Source organism: Sphingomonas mollis, assembly GCF_016427505.1.
GTDB lineage: Bacteria > Pseudomonadota > Alphaproteobacteria > Sphingomonadales > Sphingomonadaceae > Sphingomonas > Sphingomonas mollis.
Window position 1 is genome coordinate 65,948 of the sequence record NZ_JAELXS010000006.1, and the last position, 19,706, is coordinate 85,653.

Consider the following 19,706-nt stretch of genomic DNA (forward strand, 5'->3'; position numbering starts at 1 on the left):
GACTGTTTGAAAACTCGCGAAAGTGCGAGTTTTGAAGCGTTGCCGCCCTCCGCTTGGCCTCCATCAATACTTCGCATTGCCGTAGCCTCTCGCCAAGCTACGCCCGCTCCCCCTCGAAACGCGCTTCAACGCGTTTCCCAACAAACCCCAAGGCACGGACGGATCGACGGAAGTAGGATGTTCCGGCGGCGCGCAGGCGTTATGGGGCAGGGATGACCGATACCGCCCCCGATACCGCCCTGCCGATCCCGCCCGTCGCGGCTATCCGCCCGCACAGCTATTCCGCACACGGGGTGACGGTGGACGATCCCTATGCGTGGCTGAAGGATGCGGCCTATCCGGACGAGGTCGAGGACGCGGCGATCCTCGATTACCTGAAGGACGAGAACGCGTATTTCGAGGCGGTGATGGCGCCGCACCGGCCGCTGGTCGATCGGCTGTACGAAGAGATGAAGGCGCGCATCAAGGAGGACGATTCCTCGGTGCCGCAAAAGGACGGCGACTGGCTGTACTGGACCGCGTTCGAAACGGGCGGCCAGTATCGCAAATGGTGGCGCAAGCCCGTCGCCGGTGGTGATGACGAGCTGTTGCTCGACGAGCCGGCGCTGGCGGAGGGGAAGGAATATTTCCGGCTCGGCGCGTTTTCGGTCAGCAATGGCGGCACGCTGCTGGCCTATGCGATCGACGACAATGGGTCGGAGCGGTTCACGGTGCGGGTCAAGGACCTGACCACGGGCGAGCATTTGCCCGAGGTGATTCCGGGCATGTTGTCCGACATCGTGTGGACGGCGGACGACAGCGCGTTCCTCTATGGCCTGGCCAACGATCAATGGCGGACGGACAATGCGCGGCTGCATCGGCTGGGGACGCCGGTGGCCGACGATATCGAGCTGTACAAGGAGGCCGACGAGGGTTTTCGCGTGTCGGTGGGCGAGACGGGGTCGCGGCAGTGGATCGTGATCGGCACGGGCGACCATGTGACGAGCGAGATTCGGCTGGTGCCGGTGAACGATCCGACCGCGACGCCGATCCTGGTGTCGGCGCGGCAGCCGGGGCGCGAATATGACGTGGACGAGCATGATGGCACGCTGTTCATCCACACCAACGACATCGATCCGCAATTCCGCCTTTGCGCCGCATCGATCGACGCGCCCGGCGAGTGGGCCGAGCTGATCGGGCCGAGCGCGCATTTCTATATGACGGGCGTGGATTGCTATCGCGATTTCTTCGTCGTCGAGGGGCGTGAGGACGGACTCGATCAGATCGAGATCCACCGCTATGATTCGAGCGTGCCGGTGCAGCGCGTGGCGTTCCCGGAGGCGAGCTATGCCGCGGGCATGGGCGACAACCCCGAATACGACCAGACCGTGCTGCGCATGGGGTATGAGTCGATGGTCACGCCGGGGACGGTGTTCGATTACGACGTCGCGACGGGATCGCTGACGACGCTGAAGGTGCAGGAGATACCGTCGGGCTATGACGCGGGTCGCTATCGGACCGAGCGGATCAAGATCGCGGCGCGCGACGGGACGGAGGTGCCGGTGTCGATCGTGTATCCGGCGGGTTTCGTGCGCGACGGGACGGGGCCGCTCTATCTCTATGCATATGGCGCGTACGGCATGGCGATTCCGCCGGGATTCTCGACCGGGCGGTTGAGCCTGCTCGATCGCGGCTTTGCCTTTGCGATCGCGCATATCCGGGGCGGCGACGATCTGGGCCAGCAATGGTATCTGGACGGGAAGCTGGAGAAGCGGACGAACACGTTCAACGACTTCGTCGATGTGGCGCGCGGGCTGGTCGCGGGCGGCTGGACGGGCGAGGGGCGGATCGCGATCGCGGGCGGTTCGGCGGGTGGCGAATTGATGGGCGCGGTGGCCAATTCCGATCCCGGATTGTGGGGCGCGGTGGTGGCGGACGTGCCGTTCGTCGACGTGCTGAACACGATGATGGACGCGGACCTGCCGCTGACGCCGGGCGAGTGGCCGGAATGGGGCAATCCGATCGAGGATGCGGACGCGTTCGCGCTGATCCGCTCGTACAGCCCGTACGACAATGTCGTGGCGCAGGATTATCCGCCCCTGTTCATCAGCGGCGGCCTGAACGATCCGCGCGTGACGTATTGGGAACCGGCGAAATGGGCCGCGAAGCTGCGCGCCACGAAGACCGACGGCAATGTGCTGTTGCTGAAGACCAATATGGGCGCGGGGCATGGCGGCAAGTCGGGCCGGTTCGAGAGCCTGCGCGAAGTGGCCGAGGAGCATGCGTTCGTGCTGTGGCAGCTCGGGATCGCCGAATAGGTGGCGATCGAGGCGTTCCTGGCGCGCTATGGCCTCGCGGCGATCTTCGTCGGCGCGGGGGTGGAGGGCGAGACCGTGGTGGTGACGGGCGGGCTGCTCGCGCATCAGGGTATCGTGCCTTTATGGGGCGCGATGGCGGCGGCGGTGGCGGGATCGTTCGTGGCGGACCAGATCTTCTTCCAGATCGGCCGGCGATACCGCGACCATCCGCGCGTTCGGCGGATCATGGCGCGGCCGGCTTTCGCGAAAGCGCTGGCGGCGTTCGAGCGGCATCCGGCGTGGTTCATCCTGATCTTCCGCTTCCTGTACGGGGTGCGGACGATCAGCCCGATTGCGGTGGGGACGACCAATGTGGCGATGCGGACGTTCCTGCCGCTGAACCTGCTGGCGGCGGCGATGTGGGGGACGTTGTTCACGACGCTGGGTTATGTGTTCGGCGACGGGATCGAGGCGTTGATGGGGCGGCTGCGACCATCGGCGCAGACGGTGGAGATCGTGCTGGGCGTGGTGGTGCTGATTATCGCGATCCGCTGGTGGCGGGCGCGGGCGGCATGACGGCGGGGGTGCAGTTCCGGCAGGACTTCGTCGCGGCGGCGGCGGATATCGACGAGCTGGGGCATGTGAACAACGCGGTATGGGTCCGCTGGATTCAGGACATCGCGACCGCGCACTGGGCGGCGGTGGCGCCGGCCGAGCATCAGGCGGCCTATGCGTGGGTCGTGACCCGGCACGAGATCGACTATCGCGGCAACCTGACCGAAGGCGGCCGGGTGACGGGCGAGACATGGGTGAGCGAGCCGAAGGGCGCGCGGTTCGACCGGCATGTGCGCTTCGTGGACGAGGCGGGCCGGGTGAAGGTGGCGGCGGTGACGACGTGGGCGTTGATCGACCGGGCGACGGGCCGGTTGCTCAGGGTGCGGCCGGAGGTGGCGGCGCCGTTTCTGGTGCGCGACTGACCCGGCGTCAGTCGATCGTGTCGGTGTTCAGGATCGCGTCGATCTTCGCCACCATCGCGGTGTAGCGGGGATCGGTGATGCTGCCGTAATCGCGGACGAAATCGGCTTTTTTCATGCCCTCGGGCTGTTTCAGCAGCACGGGCGGCAGCAACTGGTCCGGCGTGGTGGCGGCGAGGCGGGTGGCCTCGCCCGGTTCGTCGGCGCGGCCGGCGGCGCGGAAGCCGGCGCGATCGGCGGAGACGTCGACGAACGAGAAGCCGGACGGATCGCCGATCGCGAAGCTGGATTGCGGCGACAGGCTGTCGGCCAGTTCCTTCCACTCGCCGATCGCCTGCGCGAATTGCGTGCCGGAGGCGGCGGCGATGGCGGCGGAGAGCGACCAGTGCTTGGGCAGGTCGGCGCGGCCGTGGATCATGACCGTCGGCGGCGCGATGTGGCAGGCGGCGATGCCGGCGGTGGCGGCATCGGCCAGCTCGGCGACGCGGTCGTCGACCAGGAAGATCGCCAGCGCGACGAAGGCGGCGCGGTTGCGGACGACGTCGGTCTCGGCCCCCTTGGGGGCGGAGAAGACGCGGCGGACATGCGTCGCGAAATCGTCCGACGGCGTGCGGCGCTGGGCGGCGGCGAGCGCGCAATAGAGGCGGGTGGCGACGGCGCCGTCGATCGGGCCGGGCGGGCGGGGCAGATCGACCACCGCAGCCACTTCGCCGCCGCCGACCGCGATGCCGCGGACCAGCGTGTCGAGCGGGCCGACCTCTATCCCGCGCCACAGGGCGAAGCGGCGGGCGGTCTCGATCAGCTTGCGCGTCCAGAAGGGCGAGAAGGTGACGCTGCCGATCCGCAGGCGCGCGTGGGGAAAGCCGGTCTGGCGACCGCCGGTGACGAGATCGGCGTTGAACCAGCGGCCGAGCGGCAGGGCGCGGCTGACCGTGACGGCCACCGCCTGATCGCGCAGCGTGACGGCGAAGCGGGCGGGACGGAAGCCGTGGCTGGCGAGCGCGGCCATCCCCTGCAACTGGTCGGCGCCGAGGCGGATGCCATGGGCGCGGGGTGCCTCACCCTCGCCGCGCAACTGCATCACCGCGTCGCGGCCGGCGCCGGCCTGTTCGGCGGTGGGGGCGGGCATCGGCGGCACTGCGGGGGCGGCGCTGGTGAACAGGAACCAGAGTGCCGCGACCAGCGCGACGATCACGGCCACGGTCCAGCCCAGCCCGCGCAGCCAGCGGCGGGGCCGGCGGGGGGCCGGATCGGCGATGGTATCGAGCGGAAGGGTAGCGGCGGTCATGCGGATCGTGGCTATCACCGATCGCCTCGTCCACGTCCACCGCGACCCGGCAGGACGTGCGCGACGTGCGGCTTATTGCGGTGCAGCAAGCCGCAGCCGGTCCAGTGCCAGTCCTTCGTCGGCGCTGGCGATAGTCACGCGGTGGCGGCCGGGGGGCAGCGTGCCGGGGATGGGGACCGACAACAAATTGTCGAGGACGCCGGCCGACCATGCCGGGTCGCCGGTGGTGCGCGGTATGACGATGGCGTGCGGGTGGCCGTCGATCGTGACGGTCAGGTGGAACGCGCTGTCCCCGCCGCCGCCGGGGAAGGTGGGCAGGATATCGATCGCGAGCGACTGCGGCGTCGTCAGCGTCAGGTCGTAGGACAGCGATGCCGTGCCACCGGCGGCGATCATCGCGCCGGTGCCGCGCCCCAGTCCTGCGACGAAGCGCCAGCCTTGGGGTGGTTCGACGCTTTCCGCCTCGATGATCGCGGGGTCGCTGGCCGGGGACAGGGTGGGGGGTGGGCTGTCGTCGACCAGACCGGCGGCGGGCAGGGCGAGCGGGACGGTGCGATAGCTGGTCCATTGGTTGTCGGCGGGTTCCTCCGCCATGAAACCGCGCCATTTGCCGCCGGCGATGGTGTCGAACCGGCGGGTGAGCGCCTTGATCGCCGTGTCCGACCGGTTGGCGTCGGCACCCCAGCGGCGGGCGATGGCGGGTTGGGCGTCGATCGTCGTCGCATAGCGTTCGGCCGCGAAATAGCGGCGGTTGGCGAGTGCGGCGGCGCGAACGGGATAGGCGACCAGTTCGAAAAAGGCATCGGCCTGCGCCGGCGGGATGGCGGGTTCGATCCGGTCGAGATCGGCGACGAGCGCATCAAAGGCGGCGAGGCGGGTATCGATCTGGGTCGGGGTCAGCGGGCTGCGGCGGGCGCGCTGGCCGGGCAGCCACCATTGCAGATGTTCGGGCCGGCGTTCGAGGTTGAGGGTGTACCAGCGGTTCAGCACGTCGGCAATCTGTTGTGACGTCTTGCCGCCGAAGGTGCGGGCGGTCCAGTCGGCGAGGAAGGTGGCTTGCGTCTGCGTGCGCGATGCCTCGACGTTCCAGGCGAGGTCGAGGAACGCCGTGACGCCGATCTCGGCAGGTTTCAGGTCGCCGACATTGGCGATCCAGACGCTGCGCGCGCCCTGATCGAAGGCGCGGGTCATCTCGGTGCGGATCAGCGCGGGCGGGGTGGTGCCGAGCCAGAGATAGGACAGCGGCGCACCGAGATAGGACAGGTGGTAATAGATGCCCGAGCCACCCGACCGCCGGCGTTCGGCGGCGTTGGGAAATTGCCGGATATAGCCAAAATTGTCGTCGGGCCAGACGAGCGTGACGTCGTCCGGCACCTTCAGTCCGGCGCGATAGAGGTCGAGGACTTCCTTGTAGGGCACGAACATCTGGGGAATGCGATCGACCTGCGGATCGATGTTGGCGGCAAGCATCGCGCGCTGGTCGGCGAATACCCGATCGAGCAGATCGATCTTGCCGGCGGGCGTGTCGGCGCCGACGATGCCGGAATCGTGGATGCCGCGCATCCCGAGCGTCCACAGGCTTTCGTAGCGCGCGTTAGTGCGGACGCGTTCGTCCCAATAGGCGCGGACGCCGTCGCGGTTGGTGGCGTAGTTGAAGCGGTCGGGCGCGTCGGTCCACTCGCCGACATTGTCGCGCAGCATCGGTTCGGCGTGCGAGGACCCCATGACGATGGCGTAGTCGTCGGCGAGCTTCGCATTGGCGGGGTTGCGGTTGAAGGGCGCGCTGACGTGATGCATCGCCGGCCAGACGGTGTTGGCCTTCAGCCGCAGCATCAGGTCGAACAGGCGTTCGTATGTTTTGGGACCGATGCCGCCGTTTTCGGGTTCGAAGGTCCTGGCGGCCCAGGGGTGGAGGCCCCAATCCTCGTCGTTCAGGAACACGCCGCGATATTTGACCGAGGGTGGGCCGAAACGATGCGTGCCGGCGGCGATGTGAAGCGCGGCATGGTGTTTCGCGGGGACGTCGGCCCACCAGTGCCAGGGCGATACGCCGATCGACTGGCTGAGTTCGTACACGCCGAACGCGGTGCCGCGCCGATCGCTGCCGACGATCACCAGCGCGGCGGGGAGGCCGGGGGCGGGGCGGCGGACGACGGTGATGAGGAAACTCTCCCACGCGCCGCGCAGGCGATGAACATCGAGTTTGCCGGCGCGGACCAGCGCGTCGATCGTGCGGTTGCGGCCGAGCGTGCCGATGATGACGGGGCGGGTGCCGGGTATCGGCGCGGTCGTGGTCGCGGTGGTGGTGATGCCGGTGACGGCGCGGATGTCAGAGGCGAGGTCGGCGGCGGCGCGGGCGACGACGGGATGGTCGGCGGGGTCGTGGAGGATGGGGGCGGCGGTGTTGCCGGCGGCGAGGGGGAAGCTGTTTTTCGTGGGGTGGCCGGTGGCGAGTTGCGCGGCGGCGGGGGTGGTCAGGAGGGTGAGGATCAGGAGGAGGGGGGTGATTCTCATTTTTTGCCATCCTCTCCGTTATTGTGGGACGGCTTTAGCGTGATTTCGTGAGGGTGGCGTGAAATTCTGGAGCGTTCCCCGGCGGAGGCCGGGGTTCAGTTGGGATAGCCATGATGGATCATCACTACCGTTCACACAACTGGACCCCGGCCTTCGCCGGGGAACGAAGGTTCGCCGGGCGTGAAGTGGCGACCCGCTCTACAATTCCCGACCGGTCAGGGTGGCGATGGCCTGGATGATCGCCAGATGCGTCAGGCCTTGCGGTGTGTTGCCCAGAAAGGCGTGGGTGTCGGGATCGATCATCTCGGCATAGGTGCCGACGCCGCGGGCATCGAGGGCGGTCATGGCGGCGGTGAAGGTGGCTTCGGCGCGGTCATGCTGGCCGAGCAGGGCGCGGGCCTCGACCAGCCAGAAGGTGCAGGCGAGGAAGCAGCCTTCCTCCTTGGCGGCGCCGGTGTAGCGGTAATGGAAGGCGCCGCGACCGAGTTCCTTGTCGATCGCGTCGAGCGTGCGGGCCAGCCGGTCCTGCCCGTCGAATTTGAAGCGGACGGCGAGCGCGATGCTGGCGTCGATCTGATCGGCGCCGGGGTACATCAGATACGCGCCGCGCTTTTCCGACCAGCAATGTTCGCCGATCCAGTCGGCAATGCGGGTGCGCTCGCGTTCCCAGCGGTCGCGGCAGGTGGAGGGCATCTGCCCCTCGTCGACCAGCTCGATCGCGCGTTGCAGCGCCTGCCAGCAACTGATCTTGGACATGGTGTAGTGCTGGGGTTCTTCGAGCTCCCAGATGCCAGCATCCTTCAGGCGCCAGCGGTCGGCGCACTCGTCGGCGAGATGCGACAGGGTTTCCGCGCTCTGCGAATCGATGATGTTGCCGCACGCGACGAAGCGACCGACGGTTTCGAAGATGTCGCCATAAATGCCGTGCTGGTGTTGATCGCCCGCAAGGTTACCCATCACCACCGGTTTCGAGTTGCGATAGCCGGGGACGTCGACCTCCGCCGGCGGCGGCACTTCCTTGCCGTCGAGCGTGTAGCAGACCTGCGGCTGGCCTTCGCCGAGGCGTTTGAGCAGCCACGTCAGCGCGGCCTTCGCCTCGCCCCACGCGCCGATGCGCAGGAACGCCTTGATCGTGTAGCCGGCGTCACGAATCCAGGCGTAGCGATAGTCCCAGTTCTTGGGGCCGCCGATCTTTTCCGGCAGCGAGCTGGTGGCGGCGGCGGCGATCGCGCCCGTGGGCGAATAGAGCAGCAGCTTCAGGGCGAGCGCGCTGCGGATCAGTTCGGGCCGCCACGCGCCGTCATGGTGGAGCAGCGACGACCAGTCGCGCCATTCCTTGTCCGATCGATCGATGCGGGCGTCGATGTCGGCGATCGGGGGGACGATCAGCGGTTCGTCCTCGCCCGCGACGATCGCCAGCGTCGCGCGCTCGCCGGTGTTGATGGTGACGGTGGCGGCGATGCCGGTGTCGTCCATCCGGTCGATGCGGACATTGTCGGTACGCAGGAACAGGCCCAGCACATGGCCGGCGTGGAAGATGTCGTGCCGGCCGCGCCGCGACAGATACGGGTTGATCGTGTCAGCCTGACGACTGAAGCGCAGGTCGATGGTGAAGGCGACGCGGCCCTCCACCCCCTCGATCCGGCGGGCGAGTTCGGCCCAGGGAAGGCGGCCGGCGGTGTTGCTGTTGAGTGATTCGACCAGCGTGGCGCGACCGGTTTCGGTGGTGAACACCGTCTCCAGCACGTTGCTGCCCTCGCGATAGCGGCGGGTGACGGTGTGGGGGATATCGGGGGTGATCTCGAAGCGGCCGCCTTCGTCGGCGGACAGCAGCCGGTCGAACAGCGGCGGCGAATCCATGTTGGGGACGCACCACCAGTCGATCGAGCCGTCCGACCCGCTGAGCGCGATGCCGCGGCCATCGCCCAGCGCGCCATATTCCTCGATCGGCAGATAGCCGTCGGCGTCGCGCGTGGCGCCGCAGGTCTGTTGGGGAGAGGTGGTCACGCAGTGCTCCGGCAGGGGTTGGGGCATGAACCGATGACGGCGGCAACGGCTCCGCTTTTGATGAGGGACGGGAGAGAAAGACGCGGCGATGCGTTCCGGCATCAAATTCCCAAGACATTGATCGCAGGAGACTATTCATGAGCATCGCATCGGCGTTCGGTTTCGGTTCGGACAAGAAGGTCCGTTATGCCGTGGTGGGTCTGGGCGACATCGCGCAGGCGGCGATGATGCCGGGCATCGCGCATACCGGTAACTCGGAACTCGTCGCATTGGTGACGGGCGATCCGGAGAAGGCGCGGCGGCTGGCCGAGATGTACGATGTCGCCGACACGTATACGTACGAGCAGTTCGGCGAGATGCTGGCGTCGGGCACGGTCGATGCGATCTATCTGGCGACGCCCAACTGGCGCCATGCGGAATTCGCGATTCCCGCGCTCGAAGCCGGTGTGCATGTGCTGGTGGAAAAGCCGCTGGAGATTTCGGTCGAGCAGGGTCGCGCGATCGAGGCGGCGGTGACGGCGTCTACCGCGAAGCTGATGGTGGCGTATCGCCTGCATTTCGAACCGGCGACGCTGGATGCGATAACCCGCATCCGCGAGGGCGAACTGGGCGACCTGATCTGCTTCACGTCGTGCTTCGGACAGATGGTCGATCCCGCCAATCACCGCGCGCATAACGGGATCGAGGCGGGGCCGCTGTTCGACATGGGGCCGTATCCGATCAACGCGACGCGTTACCTGTTCGGCGACGAGCCGACCGAGGTCGTATCGGCGGTGGCGACGCGGCACCCCAATGCGGGGCTGGGCGATATCGACGATACGGTGGCGGTGACGCTGCGCTTTCCGGGCGACAGGCTCGCGCAGTTCACGGTGTCCTATTACGCCAACAACGTGAACAGCCTGATCATCGCGGGCACCAAGGGGTCGATCCATATGAGCCCGGCCTTCGGCTTCGGCGATCCGCTGGAACAGAACCGGACGATCGGCGAGGACAAGAGCCACGAGAGCTTCAAGAAGACCGATCAGTTCGGCGGGCAGATGAGGTATTTCTCCGACTGCATCCTGAACGGTCGCGATCCCGAGCCGGACGTCGAGGAAGGCATCGCCGATCTGCGGGTGATCGAGGGGATCGTGAAGGCGCTGGAAACCGGTACGTCGCAAAAGCTGGAACCGTTCACGCGGACGCGCCGGATCGACCCGGAGACGCAGTTGCAGACGCTGTCCTACAAGGCGCCGCCCAAGGAGGAAGTGAACGCGTCCAGCCCGACGCGGGAGGCGTAGGATGGATTACGGGATAAAGGGCCGCATCGCGCTCGTGTCGGGCGCGGATTCCGGCATGGGCAAGACGACGGCGCGGATGCTGCTGGAGGAAGGGTGCCGCGTCGCGATCACCGACCGGACGGACAGCGAGCTTCACGCCAGTCTGGAAGATTTGAGGCAGTATGGCGAGGTCATCGCGGTCGAGGCGGATGTGACCGACAATGACAGCGTCGTGACGCTGTTCGAGGAAGTGCGGAGCAAGCTGGGCGAGCCCGATATCCTCGTCAATTGTGCGGGCGTGACCGGGGCGACGGGTGATTTCCTGGAGGTGGACGACAAGGGTTGGCTCGATACGCTAAACATCAACCTGATGGGCGCGGTGCGGATGACGCGTCAGGCGATCCCGGCGATGCGTGAACGCGGCTGGGGCCGGATCGTGCTGATGGCGTCGGAGGATGCGGTGCAGCCCTATGTCGACGAACTGGCTTACTGCGCGTCGAAGGCGGGGGTGCTGAACCTCGCGAAAGGTCTGTCGAAGGCCTATGGCTGCGACAATGTGCTGGTGAACAGCGTGTCGCCGGCCTTCATCGCGACGCCGATGACCGACAAGATGATGCGAAAGCGGGCGGATGAGAACGGGACGAGCGTCGACGAGGCGATCGACAGTTTTCTTGAAGAGGAACGGCCCGGCATGACGCTGAAACGCCGTGGCAAGGCGGAGGAGGTCGCGGCGGCGATCGTATTCCTGTGTTCCGAAGGGGCGAGCTTCATCAACGGGGCGAATATCCGGGTGGATTCCGGGTCGGTCCAGACGATGGCGGGATAGAGGCGGCGGGATAGGCGGGCGATCCGCGCGCGTCAGAAGGACAGGCGCGCGCGGGCCAACAGGCGATCCCCGCTGTTGCTGCGATCCGCAAAGGGCAAAGCGGCACGGGACCGGTCGATATCGGTGCCGACATAGTCGATCCCCAGCGTCACGGGACCGCGGACATGGTCGATGCCCAGACGCCAGTCGGTGTAATCACCGGTCGGACGCAAACGCGCCGCCCGTGCCGGTTCATCCGTTCCACCGGTCGAGTGTCCGATCCCCGCGGATATGGTGAAGGGGGTGGCCGGGATGCCCGCCGAGACGCCCGCCCGGAGATAGACATTGTCGCCGCCGATCGCGCGTTGCGACGGCACGTACTCAATGCCGGCATCGAACAGCATCGGACCCAGCGTGTATCGACCGCCGATCCCCAATTCATAATAATCCATGCCACCGGTGGCGCCGATGAACAGATGGCCGGTGGCGCGCAGACGAACGATAACCGGGCCGACATCGCGTTCGCTACCCAGGCTCAGGTCGGTGACGGCGTCCGCGCCACCATGGCGATCCGACCCGCGCGTCGAAACCACGCGTCCGGTGGCGATCAATCCGGCAACGGGGACCGCCAGATCGGCGGATATCGCGGCGTCACCGTCACTCCAGCTCAGGCCGCGGCGTCGTTCGTCGGTGGCGATCTCGACACCGCCGGTCGGCGATGGCTGGAAATCGGCGGATTGCGCATGGGCACCCTGCCCGCCGATCATCATCACGGCCGCCGGGGTGAGGATAGCCCACCACGGCGGCTTTCCTGCGAACACCTTCATCCGGTACGCGCACCGTGCAGACGGTCCAGTTCGGCATGAAGGACGGGGTGATCCTCACGCGCGACGGCCATCATATGTCCGTGGACCTCGTCCATCCGGGCCGCGACATCGCGCGAAATGGCGGTGCGCTGGCCTTCGCACCAGCCGGGGCGGCTTCCCTTGATCGCGGCATCGCGACTGATCGATCGGGCCATGACCGATCCGGCGGCATGGCGTGCGACGCGATCGACGTTGACCGTGGCGCTCCAATGGCATCGCAGCGACGAACTGCGACCGCCCGGTGCGACGGCACCGACCTGTTTGTGGGCGACATCGACGCTGGCCCGGTAATGGGCATCGACCGGCCCGACGGGATGATCGATACGGGTGCGGTGTTCGGCGGCGGTGACGGGCGCTGCCGCCATCGCCAGACCAGCGAGCAAAAGCTTCATCATGATCGTCTCCTTGCGGCGTCCCGATCCATGCTGACCGGTGACGGAACCGGCGAACCGGCAATAAACCAATGCATGATGTACAGTGCGGTTCCGCCCGGTTTATGCCCCACCGGGATCAACGATCCGGACGGGCGTCATCCAGTCGATCCACGATCATCGTGGCGATTTCCAAGGGCGAACGAAGCGAACCGGCCGCGATCGTCGGCACCGTCGCCCAGCGGCCGAGCAGTCCCGCCGCCGCCATCAGTGCGTAATTGGTGCGGACGCGGGTCTGCAGGGCGAAATCGGCTTCGTAGGCGTCGAGCGCGTCGTCGGTATAGCTGCGGCTGCGCTTTTGCAGGATCAGGGTGCGGGCGATGTCGGCGGGGGTGTCGAGATAGACCGACAGGTCGGGGACCGGCAGGCCGAACTGGTCGACCTCCAGCCGGGCGATCCACGCCATCAGGTCGCGCGCATCGTCGGCGGGAACCTGCGCGGCCTGATACGCCATATTCGAGGCGATGTAGCGGTCGAACACCACCACCTCATGCGCCGCCGCCGCCGCCGCGATGACGGCTGCCGATTCGAGCCGGTCGAGCGCGTAGAGCGTCGCCATCGCCCGGGGCGAGGCGGTGTGGGGCAGGCGACCGGCAAGGTAATCGCCCAGCACATGCCCGCCCAGCGTGTGCGTGTAGCGCGGGAAGGACAGCACCGTCGCGGTGCGGCCGGCGGCGTTCAGTTGTGCGGCGACTCCGGCGGCGGCGGTCGCCTTGCCGGCGCCGTCACCACCCTCGATCGCGAGCAGGAACGCGCTTGCGTGCTGGGGCAGGAAACCGGTCACGCCTGCATCCGGGCGTGGTGGCGGATCACCTCGTCGATGATGAAGCGCAGGAATTTCTCGGAGAATTCGGGGTCGAGCTGCGCCTCGGTCGCCAGTTGGCGCAGGCGGGCGATCTGGCGCTCCTCGCGACCGGGGTCGGCGGGGGGCAGGCCGTGCGTCGCCTTGTGACGGCCGACCGCCTGCGTCACCTTGAACCGTTCGGCCAGCATATGCACCAGCGCCGCATCGATATTGTCGATCGACTGGCGATAGCCCTGCAACACCTGATCGGCCGGTTCGGTCATGGTCGGACGCTCCTTTTCGAAAGGCTCTTTGCGCGAGGGAGGGCGCCGTGGGCAAGGGCGGGGTTGCGTTGCGGCGGGCTTGCCGCCACTTGGGCAGTGATGACCGCGACCGTCCACCGCCTCAGCGCCCGTACGCCTTCGCTCGAACCGATCATGAGCCTCGTCACCGGGGACATGAACGCGGTGAACGCGGTGATCCTCGATCGCATGCAGTCGGACATTCCGCTGATCCCCGAACTGGCGGGGCATCTGATCGCCGGCGGCGGCAAGCGGATGCGGCCGATGCTGACGCTGAGCAGTGCGCGGCTGATCGGCTATACCGGCAATCGCCATCATCGGCTCGCCGCCGCGGTCGAGTTCATCCACACCGCGACGCTGCTGCACGACGATGTGGTCGACGGATCGGACCTGCGCCGGGGCCGGCGCACGGCGAACATCATCTGGGGCAATCCGGCGAGCGTGCTGGTCGGCGATTTCCTGTTCAGCCGGTCGTTCGAACTGATGGTCGAGGATGGCAGCCTGAAGGTGCTGAAGATCCTGTCGAACGCGTCCGCCGTGATCGCGGAGGGCGAGGTGAACCAGTTGACCGCCGCGCGCCGGGTCGACCTGCACGAGGATCGCTATCTCGACATCATCGGCGCCAAGACCGCGGCACTGTTCGCCGCCGCGTGCCGGATCGCCGCGGTAGTGGCGGAACGGCCCGAGGCGGAGGAAGCGGCGCTGGACGCCTATGGCCGCAATCTGGGCATCGCGTTCCAGTTGGTCGACGATGCGATCGACTACGTGTCCGACGCCGGCACGATGGGCAAGGATGCGGGCGACGATTTCCGTGAGGGCAAGATGACGCTGCCCGTCATCCTGGCCTATGCGCGCGGCGACGCCGACGATCGCAAGTTCTGGAAGGACGCGGTCGAGGGGCGGCGCGACAGCGACGAGGATTTCCTCCACGCGATCTCGCTGGTCCGCCAGACGCGGTCGGTGGACGATACGCTGGCGCGGGCGCGGCATTACGGCCAGCGCGCGATCGATGCGATCGGCGGCTTCCCCGCGAGCAAGGCCAAGGATGCGATGGTCGAGGCGGTCGAATTCGCGGTGGCGCGGGCTTACTGAACGACACCGCCGTGCCCCTCTGGCGCGACGGCCGGTAATGCTGCATAGGATGCCCATCGCATTTCCCCATCGAGCATGGTGCGACTGAGAGATGCGCGCGCTCCCGCTATGATCGGGAGTTGATTGTCATGACATTCGTGCGTGAGGCCGGATTTGCCGGCGGACCGACATCGTGGATGCCGGCGGCCGGGGTGGCCCGATGACCTTCACCGATACCCTGACGAGCGATCGCGATCGCCCCGGTTCGCGCGCCCTCAACATCGCGGCCGAGCGGGCGGCGGTGGTGCAGATGTGCCTGAAACACGACGTGGCGATCAGCGCGATCGAGACGCTGGCATCGGGCGGCACGCATGTCGTGATGGTCAACGGCGCCGGGGCGGAGCAGCTGCGACAGATATACGGGACGAAGGTGATCCTGGGGCCGGTGACGCGGTCGCGCTGGACGCAGTCGCGGATTTGAGGTTCGGTCTATAGCTGGATTTGCGTCACCGTCACCCTTCCGGCGCTGCGCGCCTCCCTCCAGCGTCGGGTCGGTCATGCCCCCGGCATGACCTGAACAGTGCGGGGCACTGTTCACCCGACGCTCCCAGAGGGAGAGGGGTTTAGCAGCCGCCGACCGTACATCCTTCCCCGGTTTCGACCTGTAGCGTGGAATGGCCGATGCCGAATCGGTCGTGGAGCATCGCCTGCGCGGCGGCGAGGAAGTCGTCGCCGGGGGCGCCGGCCGGCATCAGCAGGTGCGCGGTCAGCACGGGCTCGGTCGTGGACATCGGCCAGATGTGCAGATCATGGATGCGATCGACGCCGTCCAGTTCCATCAGTGCGGATGCGACACGATCGTAATCGATGCCGCGCGGTACGGCGGCCAGCGCCATCTCGGTCGTCTCGCGCAGCAAGCCCCAGGTCTGCCAGAAGATCAGGCCGGCGATGACGAGGCTGACGACCGGATCGATCCAGCCGAGGCCGGTCTGCCAGATGACGATGCCGGCGATGACGACCCCGGCGGACACCAGCGCGTCCGCCGCCATGTGCAGGAAGGCGCCACGAATGTTGACGTCGCCGTGACGACCGCTGGCGAACAGCCACGCGGTCAGCGCGTTGACGAGGATGCCGACGCCCGCGACCATCGAGACGGTCAGGCCGGCGACGACGGGCGGGTCGTCTATCCGCTGCACCGCCTCCAGCACGATCGCACCGAGCGCCACCAGCAACAGCAGCGCATTCAGCAGCGCGGCGAGGATCGTCGATCCCTTCAGTCCATAGGTAAAGCGCTTGCTGGCGGGCCGGCGCGCGAGCGAGGCACCGCCCCAGGCGACCGCGAGGCCGAGCACGTCCGACAGGTTGTGGCCGGCGTCCGCCAGCAACGCGACCGAGCCGGTCCAGATGCCGGCGCCGCCCTCCGCCAGCACGTAGAGGATGTTGAGCGAGATGCCGATTGCGAAGGCGCGGTCGTACGAGGCGGGGCCGTGGTGATGCGCGTGGCCGTGGCCATGGCCGTGGCCGATGCCGAAGGCGTGGGGTTGGTCGGCCGCGTGATCGTGGCCATGATCGTGGCTGTGACCATGCGCGTGATGTTGTCCGCTCACATCGATCCTTTCGGCGACCTCGCGCCCCCTGTCCCACCAGCCCCTGCCTGTGGCAAGGCCGGACGCCATGAACTCGCCGTCATCTTACCTGCCGCTGCCGATCGAGGCGGTGCTGCCCGATCTGCTTGGCGCGCTCCGTGCGGGATCGTCGGCGGTGCTGGTCGCGCCGCCGGGAGCGGGCAAGACGACGGCGGTGGCGCCGGCGCTGTTGGGCGAGGCATGGTGCACGGGCGAGATATTGCTGCTGTCGCCGCGCCGGCTGGCGGCGCGGGCGGCGGCGGAGCGGATGGCGGCGCTGGCGGGGGAGCCGGTCGGCGGCGTGTTCGGCTATGCGACGCGGCTCGATAAGAAGCGGTCGGCGGCGACGCGGGTGACGGTGATGACGCAGGGCATCTTCGTCGCGCGGATTCAGGCGGACCCGGAGCTGGCGGGCGTGTCGGCGGTGCTGTTCGACGAGGTGCACGAACGCAGTCTCGATTCGGATGTCGGGCTGGCGTTCGCGCTCGATGTGCAGGCGGCGCTCAGGCCGGACCTGCGGCTGGTGGCGATGTCGGCGACGCTGGATGGCGCGCGCTTTTCCGCCCTAATGACCGACGCGCCGGTGATCGAGAGCGAGGGGCGGAGTCATAAGCTGACGCTGCGCCATATCGGCCGCGCGGGCGAACGGCGGATCGAGGACGAGATGGCCGCCGCGATCCGCCGTGCGCTGGCGGAGGAGGAGGGCGGGGTGCTCGCCTTCCTGCCCGGCGTGGCGGAGATCGAGCGGGTGGCGGAGCGGCTCGACCGGTTGCCGGAGGGCGTGGTGCTGCACCGGCTGCACGGGAGCCTCGACCCAGCCGAACAGCGCGCGGCGATCAAGCCGGGGGCGGGGCGCAAGCTGGTGCTGGCGACGTCGATCGCGGAGACGAGCCTGACGCTGGACGGCATCCGCATGGTGGTCGATTCGGGGCTGGCGCGGCGGCCGCGATACGACCGGGCGGCGGGGATGACGCGGCTGGTGACCGAACGCGCGAGCCAGGCGGCGGCGACGCAGCGGGCGGGGCGCGCGGCGCGGCAGGGGCCGGGGGTCGCGTATCGATTGTGGGAAGAGGCGGCCACGGCGGGCCTGCCGCGATTCGATCCGCCGGAGATCGTCGAGGCGGACCTGTCGTCGCTGTTGCTGGCGGCCGCGATCTGGGGCGTCGGCGATCCGCGCGAGCTGGCGTGGCTCGATCCGCCGCCGGTCGCGGCGGTGACGGAGGCGCGGGCGCGGTTGCTGGCGCTGGGCGCGATCGGCGAGGATGGGCGGCCGACGGCGCACGGGCGCGCAATCGCCGGCCTGCCGATGCCGCCGCGGCTGGCGCATATGCTGTTGGCGGCGGGGGAGCGCGGATTGACGGGGGTGGCGGCGGATGTCGCGGTGCTGCTCGCCGAGCGGGGGATCGGCGGCAACGATCCCGATCTGGAGACGCGGCGGCGGCGCTGGCGCACGGAGCGGGGGCCGAAGGCGGAGGGCGCGCGGAAGCTGGCGCAGCGCTGGGCGAAGCTGGGGCCGCGTGGCGAGGCCGGCACGGGGGGTGAAGGTCTGTGCGTGGCGCTGGCGTTCCCCGACCGGGTGGCGCGGCGGCGGGATGCGTCGGGTGAGCATTGGGCGAGCGTGGGCGGGCGCGGGTTCCGGATCGATCCGACATCGTCGCTGGCGTCGGCCGAATGGCTGGCGGTGGCGGAGACGCAAGGGTCGGCGGCGGGTGCGCGCATCCTGTCGGCGGCGGTGATCGACCTGCCGACGATCGAGTCGCTGTTCGCGGAACGCATCAAACTGACGCGGACGGTGACGTTCGATCCGGCGACGGGTGGCGTGCTGGCGCTGCGCGAGCGGCGGCTCGGCAGTTTGCGGCTGCAATCGGGGCCGGACAGTGCGGCCGAGCCGGCGGCGGTCGCGGCGGCGTTGCTGGAGGGGGTGCGCACGCACGGGCTGGACCGGTTGCCGTGGGACGACCGGGCAAAGCAGTTGCGCGACCGGGCGGGCTATGCGGGGATCGATCTCGACGCGATGATGCTGGCGCGGCTGGACGAGTGGCTGCCGCCATTGCTGGCCGGCCGGCGGCGGCTGGATCAGATCGGCGGTGGCGAGCTGGTCGAGGCGATGCGGACAATGATCGGCTGGGACGAGATGCGGCGGATCGACCGGCTGGCGCCGGCCAGCTTCACTAGCCCGGCGGGCAGCACGCACGCGATCGATTATGCCGCCGAGGGTGGGCCACGTGTCGATTTGCGCGTGCAGTCGCTGTTCGGGCTGGCGGTGCATCCGGTGGTGGGGGAGGCCCGCGTGCCGCTGGTGCTGTCGCTGACCAGCCCGGCGGGGCGGCCGATCCAGACGACGCGCGACCTGCCGGGCTTCTGGACGGGAAGCTGGGCGGCGGTGGCAAAGGAAATGCGCGGGCGCTATCCGCGTCACCCCTGGCCCGACGATCCCGCCGCCGCGCCCGCGACGCTGCGGACGAAAAATGCGGATGCACGGGCGCGCGGATCGCGGTAGGACGAGCTCATGGCAATCGCTCGCATTTTTCAGCGCCCCAAGAACTCGATGCAGTCCGGGCGTGCACGTACCGACCAGTGGCAGCTCGAATTCGAGCCGTCGGAGGCCAAGCAACCCGATCCGCTGACCGGCTGGGCGGGCAGCGGCGACACGCGCGACCAGATCCGGTTGCTGTTCCCGACGCTGGAGGCGGCGGTGGCTCTGTGCGAGCGGGAGGGGCATGATTATACGGTCGTGCCGGCGCCGGAGAAGAAGCTGAAATTGCAGGCGTACGCGGATAATTTTCGGTAAAAAGCCCCTCCTCTTCAAAGGAGGGGTTGGGGTGGAGGACGCCGCTGGCGTTGCTCTCGGTGAGACACCGCCCCACCCCTTGCCCCTCCCCTGAAGGGGAGGGGTTGAACCGATGAACTACGCCGCCACCGTCTTCGACCGTGCCGCGAAGCTCTTGCGCAGTTTCTGCAATTTGGGCGGGATCACCGCCATGCAATACGGGTTCGACCGGCCCGACGTTTCCCAGTAATCCTGATGATACCCCTCCGCCGGATACCAGGTATCCATCGGTTCGATCGTGGTGACGATCCTGCCGCCACTTTCGCCGGCGCGGGTGATCGCGGCCTGCATCGCCTCTTCCTGTTCGGGTGAGGCGGGGAACATCGCGGAGCGGTATTGCGTGCCCACATCGTTGCCCTGACGGTTCAACTGCGACGGATCGTGCGTCGCGAAGAAGATGTCGAGGATATCGTCCAGCGATACCTGTTCGGGATCGAAGCCGACGCGGATCGCCTCGGCATGGCCGGTGTCGCCGCCGCACACCTGTTTGTAGGTCGGGTTGGCCACACTGCCGCCGATATAGCCGCTTTCGACCGACGTGACGCCGATCACATCCTTGAACACCGCTTCCGTGCACCAGAAGCAGCCGCCTGCCAGCGTTACATAGTCCGTCATCACCAACTCCTTTGATCGCAAGATAGGAAGCCGCTAGTCAGCGCGAAAGGGAGACGGTC

The 19,706-nt window shown here is 67.9% G+C and carries 18 protein-coding genes; 9 read left to right on the top strand and 9 right to left on the bottom strand.

The window, feature by feature from the left end:
* Nucleotides 1–212 precede the first annotated feature (212 nt).
* Genes JAO74_RS11670 through JAO74_RS11680 form a run of 3 tightly spaced genes read left to right on the top strand, consistent with a single transcriptional unit; the run spans nucleotide 213 to nucleotide 3,253 of the window.
* A complete protein-coding gene (locus JAO74_RS11670) occupies nucleotides 213–2,297 on the top strand; it encodes a S9 family peptidase (RefSeq protein WP_199038111.1) in 2,085 nt (694 codons plus the stop codon).
* A complete protein-coding gene (locus tag JAO74_RS11675; protein ID WP_199038113.1) occupies nucleotides 2,298–2,852 on the top strand; it encodes a DedA family protein in 555 nt (184 codons plus the stop codon).
* Complete coding sequence (locus JAO74_RS11680) at nucleotides 2,849–3,253, top strand: acyl-CoA thioesterase (RefSeq protein WP_199038115.1); 405 nt, start codon at nucleotides 2,849–2,851, stop codon at nucleotides 3,251–3,253. The genes JAO74_RS11675 and JAO74_RS11680 overlap by 4 nt, the downstream gene beginning before the upstream one ends.
* Nucleotides 3,254–3,260: 7 nt before the next feature.
* On the opposite strand, the gene JAO74_RS11685 is transcribed toward JAO74_RS11680, so the two are convergent.
* The 3 genes from JAO74_RS11685 to JAO74_RS11695 form a co-directional block, all read right to left on the bottom strand.
* Nucleotides 3,261–4,538, bottom strand: a complete 1,278-nt coding sequence (locus JAO74_RS11685) for a hypothetical protein (RefSeq protein WP_233150926.1) — start codon at nucleotides 4,536–4,538, stop codon at nucleotides 3,261–3,263.
* A gap of 72 nt (nucleotides 4,539–4,610) precedes the next feature.
* Nucleotides 4,611–7,052: a glycosyl hydrolase 115 family protein gene (locus JAO74_RS11690; RefSeq protein ID WP_199038119.1), complete on the bottom strand. Its 2,442-nt coding sequence runs from the start codon at nucleotides 7,050–7,052 to the stop codon at nucleotides 4,611–4,613.
* 198 nt (nucleotides 7,053–7,250) lie between these two features.
* Nucleotides 7,251–9,059 (bottom strand): glycoside hydrolase family 15 protein, encoded by a 1,809-nt coding sequence (locus JAO74_RS11695; RefSeq protein ID WP_332908797.1) that lies wholly within the window; start codon nucleotides 9,057–9,059, stop codon nucleotides 7,251–7,253.
* Between the two features lie 137 nt (nucleotides 9,060–9,196).
* Between JAO74_RS11695 and JAO74_RS11700 the strand changes: the two genes are divergently transcribed.
* Entirely contained in the window at nucleotides 9,197–10,339 is a 1,143-nt protein-coding gene (locus JAO74_RS11700) for a Gfo/Idh/MocA family protein (protein WP_199038123.1), read from the top strand.
* Nucleotide 10,340: 1 nt separating this feature from the next.
* Nucleotides 10,341–11,144: an SDR family NAD(P)-dependent oxidoreductase gene (locus JAO74_RS11705; protein ID WP_199038125.1), complete on the top strand. Its 804-nt coding sequence runs from the start codon at nucleotides 10,341–10,343 to the stop codon at nucleotides 11,142–11,144.
* Between the two features lie 32 nt (nucleotides 11,145–11,176).
* Here JAO74_RS11705 and JAO74_RS11710 read toward each other — a convergent pair whose 3' ends face one another.
* The 4 genes from JAO74_RS11710 to JAO74_RS11725 form a co-directional block, all read right to left on the bottom strand.
* Nucleotides 11,177–11,950, bottom strand: a complete 774-nt coding sequence (locus JAO74_RS11710; protein WP_233150927.1) for a TorF family putative porin — start codon at nucleotides 11,948–11,950, stop codon at nucleotides 11,177–11,179.
* Nucleotides 11,947–12,384: a hypothetical protein gene (locus tag JAO74_RS11715; protein WP_233150928.1), complete on the bottom strand. Its 438-nt coding sequence runs from the start codon at nucleotides 12,382–12,384 to the stop codon at nucleotides 11,947–11,949. The genes JAO74_RS11710 and JAO74_RS11715 overlap by 4 nt, the downstream gene beginning before the upstream one ends.
* Nucleotides 12,385–12,499: 115 nt before the next feature.
* The gene (locus JAO74_RS11720; RefSeq protein ID WP_332908798.1) at nucleotides 12,500–13,204 is read right to left on the bottom strand and encodes a dTMP kinase; all 705 of its coding nucleotides are present in this window, start codon (nucleotides 13,202–13,204) and stop codon (nucleotides 12,500–12,502) included.
* Nucleotides 13,201–13,488 (bottom strand): chorismate mutase, encoded by a 288-nt coding sequence (locus JAO74_RS11725; protein ID WP_056529631.1) that lies wholly within the window; start codon nucleotides 13,486–13,488, stop codon nucleotides 13,201–13,203. Before JAO74_RS11725 ends, JAO74_RS11720 begins: the two co-directional genes overlap by 4 nt.
* 99 nt (nucleotides 13,489–13,587) lie before the next feature.
* Here JAO74_RS11725 and JAO74_RS11730 point away from each other — a divergent pair, with 99 nt between their 5' ends.
* A complete protein-coding gene (locus JAO74_RS11730) occupies nucleotides 13,588–14,598 on the top strand; it encodes a polyprenyl synthetase family protein (protein WP_199038127.1) in 1,011 nt (336 codons plus the stop codon).
* Between the two features lie 199 nt (nucleotides 14,599–14,797).
* Nucleotides 14,798–15,058 (top strand): hypothetical protein, encoded by a 261-nt coding sequence (locus tag JAO74_RS11735; RefSeq protein ID WP_199038129.1) that lies wholly within the window; start codon nucleotides 14,798–14,800, stop codon nucleotides 15,056–15,058.
* Nucleotides 15,059–15,200: 142 nt separating this feature from the next.
* Here the strand turns inward: JAO74_RS11735 and JAO74_RS11740 are convergent, their stop codons facing one another.
* Complete coding sequence (locus JAO74_RS11740; protein WP_199038130.1) at nucleotides 15,201–16,184, bottom strand: cation diffusion facilitator family transporter; 984 nt, start codon at nucleotides 16,182–16,184, stop codon at nucleotides 15,201–15,203.
* Between the two features lie 67 nt (nucleotides 16,185–16,251).
* On the opposite strand from JAO74_RS11740, the gene hrpB reads away from it, so the two are divergent.
* The gene (gene hrpB / locus JAO74_RS11745) at nucleotides 16,252–18,702 is read left to right on the top strand and encodes an ATP-dependent helicase HrpB (RefSeq protein WP_199038131.1); all 2,451 of its coding nucleotides are present in this window, start codon (nucleotides 16,252–16,254) and stop codon (nucleotides 18,700–18,702) included.
* Between the two features lie 9 nt (nucleotides 18,703–18,711).
* Nucleotides 18,712–18,993 carry an ETC complex I subunit gene (locus JAO74_RS11750; protein ID WP_056529621.1) on the top strand — a complete coding sequence of 94 codons (282 nt, stop codon included), beginning with the start codon at nucleotides 18,712–18,714 and terminating at the stop codon, nucleotides 18,991–18,993.
* Nucleotides 18,994–19,110: 117 nt separating this feature from the next.
* Here JAO74_RS11750 and msrA read toward each other — a convergent pair whose 3' ends face one another.
* On the bottom strand, nucleotides 19,111–19,647 hold the full coding sequence (msrA, locus tag JAO74_RS11755) for a peptide-methionine (S)-S-oxide reductase MsrA (protein ID WP_199038132.1): 537 nt from the start codon (nucleotides 19,645–19,647) through the stop codon (nucleotides 19,111–19,113).
* Nucleotides 19,648–19,706: the final 59 nt, after the last annotated feature.

Excerpts from the sequence above, each read along its gene's own strand:
- JAO74_RS11700 (WP_199038123.1), top strand. The coding sequence starts at position 9,197 with ATGAGCATCGCATCGGCGTTCGGTTTCGGTTCGGACAAGAAGGTCCGT.
- JAO74_RS11750 (WP_056529621.1), top strand. The coding sequence starts at position 18,712 with ATGGCAATCGCTCGCATTTTTCAGCGCCCCAAGAACTCGATGCAGTCC.
- JAO74_RS11735 (WP_199038129.1), top strand. The coding sequence starts at position 14,798 with ATGACCTTCACCGATACCCTGACGAGCGATCGCGATCGCCCCGGTTCG.
- JAO74_RS11705 (WP_199038125.1), top strand. The coding sequence starts at position 10,341 with ATGGATTACGGGATAAAGGGCCGCATCGCGCTCGTGTCGGGCGCGGAT.
- JAO74_RS11715 (WP_233150928.1), bottom strand. The coding sequence starts at position 12,384 with ATGATGAAGCTTTTGCTCGCTGGTCTGGCGATGGCGGCAGCGCCCGTC.
- msrA (WP_199038132.1), bottom strand. The coding sequence starts at position 19,647 with ATGACGGACTATGTAACGCTGGCAGGCGGCTGCTTCTGGTGCACGGAA.
- JAO74_RS11710 (WP_233150927.1), bottom strand. The coding sequence starts at position 11,950 with ATGAAGGTGTTCGCAGGAAAGCCGCCGTGGTGGGCTATCCTCACCCCG.
- JAO74_RS11730 (WP_199038127.1), top strand. The coding sequence starts at position 13,588 with ATGACCGCGACCGTCCACCGCCTCAGCGCCCGTACGCCTTCGCTCGAA.
- JAO74_RS11690 (WP_199038119.1), bottom strand. The coding sequence starts at position 7,052 with ATGAGAATCACCCCCCTCCTCCTGATCCTCACCCTCCTGACCACCCCC.
- JAO74_RS11680 (WP_199038115.1), top strand. The coding sequence starts at position 2,849 with ATGACGGCGGGGGTGCAGTTCCGGCAGGACTTCGTCGCGGCGGCGGCG.
- JAO74_RS11725 (WP_056529631.1), bottom strand. The coding sequence starts at position 13,488 with ATGACCGAACCGGCCGATCAGGTGTTGCAGGGCTATCGCCAGTCGATC.
- hrpB (WP_199038131.1), top strand. The coding sequence starts at position 16,252 with ATGAACTCGCCGTCATCTTACCTGCCGCTGCCGATCGAGGCGGTGCTG.
- JAO74_RS11670 (WP_199038111.1), top strand. The coding sequence starts at position 213 with ATGACCGATACCGCCCCCGATACCGCCCTGCCGATCCCGCCCGTCGCG.
- JAO74_RS11685 (WP_233150926.1), bottom strand. The coding sequence starts at position 4,538 with ATGACCGCCGCTACCCTTCCGCTCGATACCATCGCCGATCCGGCCCCC.